The sequence below is a fragment of the Dyadobacter sp. CY312 genome, assembly GCF_021390535.1.
GTDB lineage: Bacteria > Bacteroidota > Bacteroidia > Cytophagales > Spirosomataceae > Dyadobacter.
The window spans coordinates 138,431-153,163 of the sequence record NZ_JAJUXG010000004.1; the positions used below are offsets into that span (position 1 = coordinate 138,431).

The 14,733-nt window shown below is 43.1% G+C and carries 10 protein-coding genes; 9 read left to right on the top strand and 1 reads right to left on the bottom strand.

Annotated features, from left to right (window positions below):
• Window positions 1-145: 145 nt before the first annotated feature.
• The 8 genes from LZG71_RS07345 (at window position 146) to LZG71_RS07380 (ending at window position 13,716) form a co-directional block, all read left to right on the top strand.
• A complete protein-coding gene (locus LZG71_RS07345; protein ID WP_233818562.1) occupies window positions 146-3,307 on the top strand; it encodes a TonB-dependent receptor in 3,162 nt (1,053 codons plus the stop codon).
• Window positions 3,308-3,356: 49 nt separating this feature from the next.
• Window positions 3,357-4,982 carry a RagB/SusD family nutrient uptake outer membrane protein gene (locus tag LZG71_RS07350; RefSeq protein ID WP_233818564.1) on the top strand — a complete coding sequence of 542 codons (1,626 nt, stop codon included), beginning with the start codon at window positions 3,357-3,359 and terminating at the stop codon, window positions 4,980-4,982.
• Window positions 4,983-5,001: 19 nt separating this feature from the next.
• Window positions 5,002-6,171 carry a glycan-binding surface protein gene (locus tag LZG71_RS07355; protein WP_233818566.1) on the top strand — a complete coding sequence of 390 codons (1,170 nt, stop codon included), beginning with the start codon at window positions 5,002-5,004 and terminating at the stop codon, window positions 6,169-6,171.
• Between the two features lie 117 nt (window positions 6,172-6,288).
• Window positions 6,289-8,196 (top strand): glycoside hydrolase family 44 protein, encoded by a 1,908-nt coding sequence (locus LZG71_RS07360; RefSeq protein ID WP_233818568.1) that lies wholly within the window; start codon window positions 6,289-6,291, stop codon window positions 8,194-8,196.
• A 30-nt stretch (window positions 8,197-8,226) separates the two neighbouring features.
• Entirely contained in the window at window positions 8,227-10,611 is a 2,385-nt protein-coding gene (locus LZG71_RS07365; protein ID WP_233818570.1) for an alpha-xylosidase, read from the top strand.
• Window positions 10,612-10,689: 78 nt separating this feature from the next.
• Complete coding sequence (locus LZG71_RS07370; protein WP_233818572.1) at window positions 10,690-11,241, top strand: DUF1697 domain-containing protein; 552 nt, start codon at window positions 10,690-10,692, stop codon at window positions 11,239-11,241.
• Window positions 11,242-11,370: 129 nt separating this feature from the next.
• Entirely contained in the window at window positions 11,371-11,781 is a 411-nt protein-coding gene (locus LZG71_RS07375) for a Dabb family protein (protein ID WP_233818574.1), read from the top strand.
• Between the two features lie 189 nt (window positions 11,782-11,970).
• Complete coding sequence (locus LZG71_RS07380) at window positions 11,971-13,716, top strand: glycoside hydrolase family 9 protein (protein WP_233818576.1); 1,746 nt, start codon at window positions 11,971-11,973, stop codon at window positions 13,714-13,716.
• Window positions 13,717-13,733: 17 nt separating this feature from the next.
• Here LZG71_RS07380 and LZG71_RS07385 read toward each other — a convergent pair whose 3' ends face one another.
• Window positions 13,734-13,949, bottom strand: coding sequence for a hypothetical protein (locus tag LZG71_RS07385; protein ID WP_233818578.1), 216 nt, complete (start codon window positions 13,947-13,949; stop codon window positions 13,734-13,736).
• 188 nt (window positions 13,950-14,137) lie between these two features.
• Here LZG71_RS07385 and LZG71_RS07390 point away from each other — a divergent pair, with 188 nt between their 5' ends.
• Window positions 14,138-14,623 carry a hypothetical protein gene (locus LZG71_RS07390; protein ID WP_233818580.1) on the top strand — a complete coding sequence of 162 codons (486 nt, stop codon included), beginning with the start codon at window positions 14,138-14,140 and terminating at the stop codon, window positions 14,621-14,623.
• Window positions 14,624-14,733 lie beyond the last annotated feature (110 nt).

The window sequence follows — 14,733 nt, forward strand, 5'->3', positions numbered from 1 at the left end:
GATTTATACTAAAACGTATCTGCACTGACATAGATATTGGAAATGTATAATACGGATATATTTTATGACGCATTTTTTAAACCACAACAACATGCAAAAAAACATGTACGCAAAAAAACGGGCACATCAAAGCTTGTTATCTTTTATGAAGTTACTTCAGGTTCCGCTTCTGGTGCTTGCCATGTTGGTATCTCACGCAGGAGCATTTGCGCAGGAAGCAAGGAAAACAGTAACAGGTTCTGTACTGGCAGAATCGGGCAACGACGGGATCCCGGGAGTGAGTGTTGTCGAAAAAGGAACTTCTCACGGAACAACCACCAACACCGAAGGTTTCTTTACTTTGGATGTAGCAGCAGGAAGTACACTGGTGTTTTCTTTCATTGGATTTGAAACCAAGGAATTGAATGTAGGAAATAAAACGAAAGTTGAAGTAAGACTTAAGGAAAGCATTTCCAACCTGAGCGAAGTAGTTGTTGTTGGATATGGTGAAATGAAAAAAACGGACGTTTCAAGTTCGCAGGTTACCGTATCTGGTAAAGACCTTAGCAAAACCATCAATACCTCTCTGGAGCAGGGTTTGCAGGGGCGTGCGGCTAACGTAATGGTGCAACAAAACTCAGGGCAGCCAGGTGCGGCTCCATCCGTTTTAATTCGCGGATTGAGTTCTCTTACCGGTACTACTCAGCCTCTATATGTAATTGACGGGGTACAGATCAAACCTGATAACATGAAAGATGATCCGAACAACCGTCCGACTGGTTTTTCCAATATTCTTTCCAGCATTAACCCGGACGATATCGAAACGATCAACGTTTTGCAGGGACCTTCCGCTACTGCAATTTACGGTGCTGTGGGTGCAAACGGCGTTGTAATGATCACGACTAAAAGAGGAAAAGCAGGTGAAGCGAAAATATCTTTCAACTCACTTGTAACGATTCAGTCGGAGCCGAAACACATTGATGTAATGAATCTGAGCCAGTATGCCCAATTCAGAAATGAAATGGCAGCAGTGGGCGGTACAGCAACGGAGCCTGAATTCGCCGATCCTTCGGTACTTGGAAACGGAACTGATTGGCAGGGAGCACTTTTCCGTCCTACAACCTTGCAAAAATACTCTCTTGGACTGAGCGGTGGTACAGAAAAAACGACTTACTATCTTTCAGGTGAGTATTTTAACCAGAAAGGTATTGTCGAAGGATCCGGATTTAAGCGTTACAACGGACGTTTGAACCTTGAAAATCAGACACGCAGCTGGCTTAAAGTTGGTGCGAACATGAACGTAGGTCTTACCGAAGAGAAGGTAAACACCAACAACGGAGGTATCATTCAGCTTGCTCTGGATCAAAACCCATCCGTACCTGTTACCAATCCTGACGGAAGCTGGGGCGGACCTGCAACTACGCAGTTCCAGTTTACCAACCCGGTTATGATTTCTAAAATCTACAACGATTACAACCGCAGAACTTCTATTTTGGGAAGCTTATTTGCAGACGTAAAATTGCATAAAAACCTTACCTGGCACACAGAGGTGAACGGTAGTTCTGAGTTTTTGAAATACTACTCTTTCCATCCTTCTTACACCATTGGTGGTTATGTAGTATCTCAGGATGCAGCAACTTCGACTCGTTCGGTGAACACTAACACGTGGTGGAGTTTGCACAGCCGTATGACTTACGATCTGAAACTGAACAAACATGGTATTAATATCATGGCAGGTCATGAAGCGCAGCAGTTTACCTACGAGTCTTTGACAGGTACACGTAAGAAATTCATTACCAATACCATCGAAGAACTTTCTGGTGGTGACGGATCGGTTATTTCCAACGTAATCAACAACAGCGGAAAAGGAGCAGGTTCTCGTGAATCGTATTTTGCCCGTGTAAATTATAGCTATAACGATCGTTATTTCTTACAAGGAACGTACAGAATGGATGGTTCGTCTGCATTCCGTGAAGGCCGTCGCTGGGGAAATTTCCCTGCCGTATCTGTTGCATGGCGTGCATCTGAGGAAGAATTCCTGAAAGGTGTAAATGCGATCAACGACCTGAAATTCAGATTTGAAATTGGTCGTTCAGGAAACCAGGGGAGTGGTGGTAACGCCATTTACTCTACACTGCAAACCGTACCAACAGGATGGGGAACAGGATTTTTGGCTTCCAACTTTGCCAACGAATTCCTGACATGGGAAAAAGATGACGTGATTAACGCTGGTATGGACCTTCACATGTTCGGAAACCGCGTAGAATTGATCGTAGACGCTTATGTTAAAAACATTACCAGTCTGATCACCGTTAACTCATATCCATTTACTTACGGAGGAGATATTGCATGGTCGTCGGGTTACCTGAGCTGGCCATCTGTGAACGCAGGTTCGATGAAAAACAAGGGTATTGGTTTCACTTTAAACACTGTTAACATTGATAAAGGTGGTGTTTACTGGAAAACAGGTATCAACCTTTCTTTCGACCGCAACAAAGTTACTTCATTGTTGAACCCGATAACGCCGATCTGGAATGCAACTTCGGTAGGTTTCAGAACCGAGGTAGGACAGCCTGCAAGTATGATCACAGGTTACGTTGCTGACGGACTTTTTCAGGATGCTGCTGATATCAGAGGACATGCGATTCAGACTTCTAACAACACTATGACAGTGAATCCGCAGACGGGTAGCTGGGTAGGTGATACCAAATTCCGTGACCTGAATGGCGATGGCGTAATCGATGCAGGAGATCGCACCGTAATCGGAAATCCATGGCCGAAGTTTACACTTGGTTTGAACAACAACGTAAGTTATAACAACTTTGAATTGAACGCATTCCTTACCGGAAGCTTTAAAAATGATGTATTGAACTACCCTCGCTACCGTGCAGAAACGCCGGGTGTTGGAGGAACTTTTGGAAACCAGTGGTCATCTGTTGCCAATTATGCACGCCCAAGCAGCTACAATGTTGCGGATGCAGAAAACGTAACACTGACGAATCCTGGATACAACATTCCAAGAATCTCTCCGGGAGATCCTAACGGAAACAACCGTATGAACACCAACTTCATTGAGGACGGATCTTACGTTCGTTTGAAAAACATCACGATCAGCTACAACTTCCCAAAAACACTACTTAAAGACACTTTCATTAAAGGTCTGAAAGCATCTGTTGGAGCGCAAAACCTGTTCACAATCACCAAATACAAAGGATATGATCCTGAGATTGGTATGGTTAACTACGGCGGAACTGTAATGGCTGGTATTGACACAGGACGTTATCCGTCGGTTCGGATGTATTCTTTCGGTCTGCTGGCCGACTTCTAAGATCTTAAAGCAAACGCTGATATCTTATTCAATTTCAAAAATATTCTTTATGCAATTCAAGATAAAACTCATAGCAGCCATCGGAGGGTTAATGCTCACACAAGGATGCAGCGAAGATTTCCTGGACCGTCCGCCGCTGGATGCGCTTACATCAGGTAATTTTTACAAAACTGACGAAGAGATTTTGGCAGGTACTGCACCGCTTTACAACATTGTTTGGTTTGACTTTAATGACAAAGCCAACATGGCGTTTCAGGAAGGTCGCGCAGGAAACCTGAATTCAAATGACCGCACGGCTTACATCAAACATGCCGTGGCATCCACTGATGCAGGTACGTTGTTGCCAGGTTATAAGTCGTTTTACAAAATCATTGCTCAAAGTAACAATGCCTACAAAGCCATCAAAACTGCGGCAGGTAGTACAGCTTCGGCGGCTGTAAAAGGACAGGGATTGGGTGAGTGCCGTTTCATGCGTGCAACTGCCTACTACTACCTTGTAACCAATTGGGGAGCTGTTCCAATTGTATACGATAACGTTGCACAGCTCAATGAGCCGCCGGTTCGTAACACAATTGAAGATGTGTGGAAACTGGTTATTCAGGATTACCGCTTTGCAGCAGCCAATTTGCCTGCAACAGCTGTTCAGGGTCGTCTGACAAAATATTCGGCAGAAGGAATGTTGGCTCGTATGTATCTGATGCGTGCAGGACTGAACCAAAACGGTACACGTAACCAGTCGGATCTTGACAGCGCGAAATACTATGCTGAAAGTGTGATCACCAAAAGCGGACTGACTTTGGCACCAACTTATGCGGAGCTTTTTGTTAGTGCAAATCACAACAGTTCGAAAAACAATCCTGAAAGTTTGTTCTCGTTGCAATGGATGCCGATCAGTAATCCATGGGGTATCAACAACTCATTCCAGGCATATTTCGCTTACGAATCTGCCATCACCGGAACAGGTGACGGATGGGGAGCCGCACAGGGAGTATCTGCGGATCTTGTAAAATACTTTACCGAAAACCCTGCTGACTCACTTCGCAGAAAGGCAATAGGAATGTTTGACGGTGATGTGTATTCTGAAATTAACAAAGCAGGCGGTGGTTTGAAATACAACAGACCCGGCGCTTTGTCTGCAATCAAAAAGTACATCATTGGTTCGCCTGCTGATAATGGCGGCTTGGGTGGATTTATGTCGGCCAATATCAATTCTTACATGTTGCGTTTGGCGGAGGTTTACCTGATCTATGCCGATGCAGTGTTGGGAAATAACGCAACAACCTCAGATGCGAAAGCGCTGGAAGTGTTTAATGCGGTTCGTAAAAGAGCAGGATTGGCGGCCAAAACGTCTCTGACTTTTGATGATATTTTCAAAGAAAGAAGGATCGAAACTGTGTTCGAGGGTAATTCATGGAACGAAATTGTAAGGTTGTATTACTTCAACCCTGCCAAAGCAATAGCTTACACTGCTGCACAGCATAAGGAAAATTACACCATGACTTATGTAGCGGGATCAACCAATCCTAAAAAGTACACAGTTACTTATTCGCCGGCTGAATTTTATCCGTTAGCAGCGAATACACTTTACCTGCCATTCCCGGAAGCAGAGATTATCAATGCACCTTCTTTAAAGAATGAGCCGGTTGCTTTTGATTTCAGCAAAATAGTTGACTAACCTCTAACTGATCAAGAACATGAATTTCAAAAATATATGCAAAACAGGTCTGGGATTATTGGTAGCGGCAGGTATGCTGCTATCATTCCAGAGCTGCGATAACAATGATGATGTGGATGGTGCTCCGATGATCAGCAATGTTCGTCTGCTTGATCCTACAAAAGCAGATAGTTCACTTAATGGCGCTTTGCCGGGAAGCCTGATCGTAATCCAGGGTCAAAATCTGGGAAGTGTTTTAAAAGTGTATTTCAATGATTTTGAAGCTACTTTTAATGCATCTTTGGGAAGTAACAGTAATATTATTGTAACTATTCCGGGTGAAGCACCCACCAAAGCGGTGGATCCAAATGTTACGAACAAGATCAAAGTTTTGACGAGAGGTGGAGAAGCACTTTACGATTTTAGTCTTACGGCACCAACTCCTGTCATGTCAGGTCTTTACTCTGAGTTTGTAAAACCAAACGGAACGGTGATCATTAACGGAGATTATTTATATAATATTAAATCCGTGAAACTGGGTGCTGCCAATCTGCAAATCCTGACAAGTTCGGAAAAGCAGATTACCGCTAAAATGCCTGCCACAGGCATGATCGATTACCTTACAGTTGAAGGTGAGTTTGGAACGGTAAAAACCAAATTTAAGATGAACGATACAACTGTGTACATGATGAATCTTGATGTGCCTGCAACCACCTGGGGATCTACGGTTTGTTATGGTGCCATGGCAATAATTCCAGGTACGGATGCAGGTGCTATATCAGGCAAATATGCCCGTATTAAACAAACTAAACTTCCAAAGACTGGCTATGACGATGCCTGGGTACTCTCTACCTGTGGCTTCGATTTTAAATTACCGGCGGGTGCAGCTGCCGACAGACAATTCAAGTTTGAACACAACATTGCTGAGCCCTGGAAAGCGGGTAAATATGATATTACTCTTAAAGCTGGTGACGTTGAATATATCTATTCATTCCAGCCATGGAATTCAACAGCTTACGCAGCAACAGGTTACCAAACAACCGGATGGAAAACTGCGGTGATTGAACTGTCAGAATTCAAAAGTGCTTCTGGCGCCACAATTGCCGATGTATCTAAAATTGCTGATCTGAAAGTGTCATTCGGCACGCCGGACGAAGCAATAGCTTCTTTCAATGGCAGCGTTGATAACTTCCGTATCGTAGCTAAATAAGTTAAGAACGTTCACGCAAAGAAGGTGAGGAATGCACAATGAGTTTCTCATCTGCTTTGCGTGATTTATCCTTTCTTTCTTTGCGTAAAAAAACTTTGCGTGAAAAAAATATTTAAAATGCACCAACATTTACTTCGAATTATACAGTTAAGTGCATTATCGATTATTTCGATACAAATTTTCCTTACCAATGCTTCTGCTCAGGTTACAATCAAAATTGATGCGAACGCAGATCTGAAAAAAGTTTCACCATATCTGTATGGTCGCAACAATTCTTTTTCATCAACCAATCCGAACTGGACGTTGCCCGACGAAGATCTCGTACGGTTACGCGATGCGGGAGTAACGTTTTTCAGAGAAAGCGGAGGTAACAATAGTTCAAAATACAACTGGCGACGAAAACTGAGCAGCCATCCTGACTGGTATAACAATGTGTACAACAACAACTGGGATCAGGCTGCACAAACATTGCAGAAAAATTTTCCGGATGCGCAAGGGATGTGGGCATTCCAGCTTCTTGGATATGCAGCCAAAACGAATGCTGCCAATTTTGCTGACTGGGATTATAATAAGTCGCAATGGTGGGAAGGTGTGAACCAGAACCTTGCAGGAAAAGGGGAGCCCAACGCCACCGGGACCAAAGCGAAAAAGGAAGGGGATGTAAATTTATACCTTGAAAAGTGGAATGCTGACTCCACTGCCGCGATTCTGGATCATTGGTTCGGAGCGGACGGAATAGGTTTGAAAAAATCTGGTGTCCAGTATTGGAACATGGATAATGAGCCGGAAATATGGGTGGGCACGCATGATGATGTGATGCCGGTTCAAGTATCGGCTCAGGAATTTATGAAACGATATATAGACGTTGCCAAAAAAGTAAGACAAAAATTCCCTGAAATTAAACTCGTTGGGCCGGTAACAGCGAATGAATGGCAATGGTACAACTGGACCAACGGTACAATTACAGAAAACGGGAAAAGCTATCCCTGGCTGGAATATTTTATAAAATCCATCGCGGAAGAAGAAAAAAAGAGTGGAGTGAAATTACTGGATGTACTTGACATTCACTTTTACCCATCCACTAAAAAAGCGGAAGAAGTTGTGCAGCTGCACCGCGTTTACTTTGACCGCAGCTTCAATTTCCCGGAAGCAAATGGTGTAAAGGTTGTTAGCGGGAGTTACGATAATAACCAGAACAAAGAATACATTTTTGGCCGTTGTAACGACTGGCTAACCCAATACCTAGGGGCAAATCATGGTGTAACGCTCGGAGTAACTGAAACGGGAATTGATGACAGTATAGAGCCTACCGTTACCTCAGTTTGGTATGCGTCGACGTTGGGGGAATTTATGAAAAATGGTGTGGAAATATTCACACCCTGGTCCTGGAAAACAGGCATGTGGGAAACATTACATCTTTTTACCCGATACAATCAGGAATTCTCAGTGGGTGGTATATCCGGAAACGAAACGCTGGTTTCTGCTTATCCTACTATAAACGCAGCCAAAGATTCGATGACCATTGTTTTGATTAATCGTTCACCGAATCAGAGTCAGACTGTCAATATCCAGTTTGATAACTTTTTTCCTGTTCAGGAAAAGGCTCCGATGTACACATTGGCGCAACTTCCGGTAGCGGAAACGTTTAAATCGAATACTCAAAACGCTTTGAAAAAATCAGAAGTATCTGCGTCGGGTAAAGTGCTAGCTGTGACACTTCCTGCCATGTCGGTGAGCACAGTTGTGTTGCGGGGTGGTGAGGCAGTACTTGCCACAGAACCCGTTTCTGAACTTTCTATGAATGTTTTTCCGAACCCGAGCTGGGATACCGTGACCGTGAAATGGGGCAATAAGGATTTTGAAAAAATTGAAATTCTGGATCAGAGTGGGAAAGTTGTTTTCTCAAAACCAGTTAAAAAATCACAGCGCGAGATTGAGCTTCATCCGAAACTTCCGGGAGGGGTGCATGTGATAAAACTCATAGGCAAGGATAAAACAGTAGTAAAGAAAATTATAGCCAATTGATTTCGGGCAAACACTTTTGAATTTAATAAAATGAATCAGACTAAACTCCTAAGGAAACCTCTGCTCATTCCTCTTTTGCTTGTATTGTGCTTTTTGAGCATGAGGATTTCCGCGCAGCATAGCAAACTTGTAAATGAACCAGTCGATGTCAGTGTCGATTTTAAGGATTTTTCAAACACTATATTTTTCGCCGACAGCCTCGCGTCATTTGATCCGCAAACAGGTTCAGGGAAGCTGAAATGGAAAAGACATGAAGCCTTTTCGGCTCATAATTTCGATAATTCGATGCTGAGCTACAAGCGATCGTATAGCAACGAATTTCCTGCAATTGAATACGCACAAGATCCCGTTTTGCCTTTTTCTGTGGAATTCACCTCTCCAAGAACCATTCGTATTCGTGCCAATACAAGTTCGCAAAAACCAGGTGCCGAGCAGTCGCTCATGCTTGTTAAAGAACCTGTAAAAGACAACTCCTGGAAATACAGCAAGGTTAACGGAGGGCATCAATACACTGGCTCTTATGGTTCGGTAACGATTTATGAGAATCCGTGGAAAATACTGGTGCGTGACGCGAACGGCAAAGTTTTAACACAGACCAGAGGTCAGCAGGATGGTAAGGCCTCTTATACACCTACATTGCCGTTTTCTTTTGTTCGGCGCGCTTCCGATTACTCGCGGAGTGTGGCAGCGGTGTTCTCGATTTCACCGGATGAAAAAATATTTGGTTGCGGCGAATCATTTACCAAACTGGATAAAAACGGGCAGAAAGTGGTACTTTGGACACACGATCCCAATGGCGTGGAAACGCAGACTATGTACAAGCCCATTCCATTTTACCTGAGCTCGCGCGGTTACGGCATGTTCATGCACACCACTTCTCCTATTACCTGTGATTTTGGAGCAACTTATGGGGAGTCGAATGCAATGCAGATTGGAGACGAAAATCTTGATCTGTTCATTTTTTTGGGAGAACCAAAAGAAATTCTGGACGCTTACACCGATTTGACCGGAAAAGCATCTATGCCTCCGTTGTGGTCATTTGGTTTGTGGATGAGCCGCATAACTTATTTTTCAGAACAGGATGGCAGAAATGTGGCGGAGAAATTACGTAAAAACCGGATTCCTTCGGATGTAATTCACTTCGATACAGGCTGGTTTGAAACCGACTGGCGTTGTGATTATAAATTTGCCCCAACACGTTTTAAAGATCCAAAGGGAATGATCGCTGACCTTAAAAAACAAGGTTTCCGAACATCACTTTGGCAGCTGCCATATTTCGTTCCAAAAAATGATCTGTATCCCGAAATCGTTTCCAAAGGTTTAGCAGTTAAAAATGCCAATGGGAGTATTCCATATGAGGATGCTGTGCTTGATTTTTCGAATTCCAATACCATTAAATGGTACGAAGATAAAATTGCCGGGTTGCTGAACCTGGGTGTATCAGCGATCAAGGTTGATTTTGGTGAAGCTGCTCCGTTGTCAGGTATATATGCTTCCGGACGTACAGGTTTTTACGAACACAACCTCTACCCATTGCGTTACAACAAAATCGTTTCGGAGCTGACCAAGAAGCTCACTGGTGACAATATCATTTGGGCAAGAAGTACCTGGGCTGGGAGCCAGCGTTATCCGATACACTGGGGCGGAGATGCTGAAACGACTAATAAAGGAATGGAGGCGCAACTCCGCGGCGGGTTGTCGCTTGGCTTGTCAGGATTTACCTTTTGGAGTCATGACATAGGTGGTTTCACCATGAAAACGCCGGAGGATCTTTACCGCCGCTGGCTGCCAATGGGACTGCTGAGTTCTCACACGCGTACCCACGGACAGGCGCCAAAAGAGCCCTGGGAATATGGTGAAGGATTTCAGGATTACTTCCGTAAAGCAGTTGAAATGAAGTATAAACTGATGCCTTACATTTACACGCAATCTAAAATCGCTTCGGAAAAAGGTCTTGCGATGGTGCGCGCACTTTTTGTGGAGTTTCCAAATGATCCGGGAGCATGGCAGGTTGATAACCAGTACATGTTGGGCTCTGATATATTGGTCGCACCGTTTTTTGAAACCACAAAAACACGTCAGGTGTATTTACCAAAGGGGAAATGGGTTGATTTCCAGACCGGAAAATCATTCAATGGAGGATGGCATGAAATCGCTTCGGGAGAAATTGAAGTGGTTATGATGGTGCGCGAAGGTGCTGTATTACCCCAGGTTAAACTGGCGCAGTCAACAGGTGATATTGATTGGGGAAACATTGAGCTTGTGACTTATGCAAACACGCCGGTCAATGTGGTTGTGAAGGTTTGTCTGCCATCAGAAAACGAGGTGAAAGAAGTGGTTTTAACCAAAAAAGGAAACTGGTTTGTAGTTAGCAAGGATCCTTTTGGTGGGAAGATTAAATGGGCTGTCAGGTAAAAAAGGCGGATCTGCAATTGATAGATGTATCATTTCGTATGCTTTTGTAACTTGCATTAGAACACATAATCTATTTCGATGAGCAAAACTGAAACATACATCGCCATGCTGAGAGGCATTAATGTGAGCGGGAAAAACATGATTAAAATGCCTGCTCTCATCGCTTCTATTGAGAAACTCGGTTTAAAAAATATAAGAAGTTATCTCCAAAGCGGAAACCTGGTATTTGAAAGTGAAGTGCGTGAATTGGCAGAGTTTGAAGAAAAAATAAAAGCTGAAATAGCACAAAGTTTTGGGTTGGAAGTTCCTGTACTTGTTTTGAGTAGTAAAGAGGTTTTGAGAATACGGAACGAGAATCCGTTTATTAAAACAGAAGCAATTGACGAAACAAAACTTCATGTTACATTTCTGGCTGATATTCCAGCGAAGTCGAATATTGATAAAATAGATGCTGGAAAGTATGCCCCGGATGAATTCATTGTAGATGGAAAAGTGATTTACCTGATTTGCCCCGGAGGTTACGGGAATACCAAACTGACCAACAATTTTTTTGAAAGCAAATTGAAAATGACGGCAACCACCCGTAATTGGAACACGGTTAATAAACTGGTTGAGATGGGAGAGAGGTAGGTTTTGATTACAATCGGAGGATGCAAAAAAGGTTTAGAAAGGTATAATTTCGATATTTACGGCAGACGATTTTTTACAAAGGAATTGTTCCGTTCAGTTGTACCAAAATAGAAACTGCAAGATTCAATTATGGAAGATAATTCAAGAAGGAAATTTTTACAAAATGCTGGTCTCGCGACATTGGCCTCGGTTTCATCACTTGCTGCTGAGCCAGAAAGGGTCAAGGAGCTTTTTATTCACCACGTTTTCTTTTATCTAAAAAATAAGAATAATGCTCAGGATGAAGCGAAGCTTTTAGAAGGGCTGAAAAAGCTTGCCAAGGTGCCGACAATCCAATACGTCCACATAGGAACGCCCGCCCATACCAGCCGCGACGTTATAGTTAAAGATTACACCTTTTCCTGGATGTGTTTTTTTAAAAATATCATTGAAGAAGAAATCTATCAAACACATCCGATTCACCTGGAATTCATAGAAAACTATTCTCATTTGTGGGAAAAAGTAGTCGTATATGATTCTATTGGTCCGAAAAAGGTTTAGCAGTATTTGGCTACAAATTCTTACCCGGGTCAGTGTGATCTGTTAAGTTATATTTCCCTCCTTATTAGTTCTTTGCTCTGGTACACAGAGTTTACGTTTTAATGCTCTGTGTACCTCTTTTTTTACTCTGTGGTTCTCTGTGTCCCATTTGTACACAAGGATGTAATTACATTATATCATTTCAACCTTATGAAACTGCTCCCTTTAACTACCTTTTTTTTATCCCTTCTATGTCATCAAGTCTTTTCGCAGAAAGTTACAGATGTCCGGTTAAACCAGGTGGGCTTTTATCCTGGTTCTCCCAAACTTGCCGTCGTTGTTGGTGAAGAGAAAGGTCCCTTTGTGATTAAGGATTTGAAAAATAATAAGGTTGTTTACAAAGGAGAACTGGGTGCGAAAAGAACAAGTCAACACTCCGGGAAAACAACCAGAATTGCAGATTTTTCCGAATTTACAAAAACAGGTAAATACAAAATTGAAGTACCGTCTCTGGGGCAATCCGGAACTTTTGAGATTAAGGGAAACATACTCAAACCTGTTGCGATCGCCGCTTTAAAGGGATTTTATTACCAAAGGGCATCGACAGCACTACCGGAAAAATACGCAGGGAAATGGGCGAGAGAAGCGGGGCATGCAGACAATAAAGTGCTGATACACGCCTCTGCTGTTTCAGAAGCAAGACCTGAGAATCATGCAATCAGTTCTACCAAAGGTTGGTACGATGCGGGCGATTATAATAAGTATATCGTGAATTCGGGTATCACCATGGGGACTTTGTTGTCACTTTATGAAGATTATCCGGCATATTTTGAAACCTTTAATGCTGACATTCCGGAAAGTAATGATGCCATCCCGGATTTGCTGGACGAAGTAATATGGAACCTTCGCTGGATGCTTACCATGCAGGATCCGTCAGATGGGGGCGTTTACCACAAACTTACCAATCCTCAATTTGACGGAATGGTAATGCCCGACAAAGCTACGAAGCCAAGGTATGTTGTACAGAAAAGTACGGCTGCAACCCTGGATTTTGTCTCAGTGATGGCTCAATCGGCACGTGTTTTCAAAGCCTTTGAAAACAAATTACCGGGACTTGCGGATTCCTGCGCTACTGCGGCAGTGAAAGCCTGGCAATGGTCAAAAAAAAATCCGGAGCTGATTTACGATCAGGATGCCATGAATAAAGAATTTGAACCAAAAATTGTCACCGGAACATATGGAGATAAAAATGTAGCTGATGAGTGGATCTGGGCAGGGTCGGAAATGTATGCACTTACAGGCAAGAAAGACTATCTGGATGGGGTTGATCTGCAGTTGGACAAACCATTAGCACTTCCAGGATGGAATCAGGTGAAAACGCTTGGCTACTATACAATACTCAGAGCCAGTGGCAAGCTTAAACCGGAAGGTAATCTTGCAGAAAAGATCACGGAAATTTTATTGTCTTATACGAATGGTTTGGTAACAGATCTCGAAAAGCAGCCTTACCACACTGCTATGGGCAAATCTGCCCGTGATTATGCATGGGGAAGTAGTTCCGTAGCTGCAAATCAGGGAATAGCGCTGCTGTATGCTTACCGTATTACGAAGCGTCCGGAATTCCTTCATGCAGCAATGGGCAATCTTGACTATTTGTTGGGAAGAAATGCAACCGGTTACAGTTTCCTCACGGGATTTGGAACAAAACAGGTGATGCACCCACACCACCGTATTTCTATTGCTGACGGTGTGGCTGAACCAATTCCGGGCTTGCTTTCAGGTGGTCCCAACCCGGGTCAGCAAGATAAGTGTACAACCTATCCCAACAAATTTGCTGACGAATCCTTTACAGACCACGACTGTTCCTACGCATCCAACGAAATTGCTATCAACTGGAATGCACCGATGGTCTACCTTGCGGCGGTTGTCGATGCGCTAATGAGTGAAACCAAGTAGACTTATGTAGACAACGGTTAGTTTGCCTTTCTGTCAACCGATTTTACAGGTACATCCTGAGGTATTTCGTAATAACCTTTCTGGCCGTTCATATTATCTTTTTCAGAATTATTGATGGCATCATCTTTCACTTTTTTTGGAGACTTTTTACTGTCGTCCTCATGCCTTTGGTCATGATCCGGGCCTGATTTAACCGGCGTACCACCCTCTACGTTCTCTTTTTTATTTTTCATGATACAATTTATTATGTAGACCAATGGATGTTCAAATATTGTGCCGAGGGTCCCAATTAAATCGTACCTAAGGCGTTGATGGTTGTATTCGCACGCTGTTGCACTAAGTCTACACTTTCACAAATGGCTTTTAGTAAAAATCGAATTTTTTCTGGTACTTCGTATTACACAACAAAACGACTCATAAAATGAGCTTTGATGAAGATGATCCGGACTGGTTCAACGAATACGGCGAACCGGAAGACGACGATGAGCTGACCAATGAAATGGACAAGGAAAACGAACGCGTGGAGAATCTTCCGGTGATGGTCAAAGCCAAAGAAATTTTTGACATTGTGAGCTCTCTTGTTGATACCATTCCCGAGGACAACGACCTGTATTTTTTACGGGAGCAGATGTTAACGGATGCGGCAATCATTCCGGCCAAAGTTGCCGGTGCGGAAGGTGGCGACGTGTACACTTTGAGAATGGAAAATGCAGTGCTCATTAAATTGGCTGCCCGCGCTCTGGTAACCCATACTTATACCTGCCGAATGTTCAATATCTCTGATGAACGTTATCTTAATCTGCTCAGAAGTGCCGTTGATGAGTTTCGGGTTTTGTTTGTTGATTGGGTCAACACATTCGACAAATCCAATGATATCTCAGACGATTGGGGAGAGCTGTTTCGATAATACAAATCCGGCTTATTTGCCTTACTGCAACGTCAATTAGCTTCATTATGTTTTTGTGCTTAAATATTTGAAATACACAAAGTTTGCTGCTCTTCACTTTCTCTTAAATT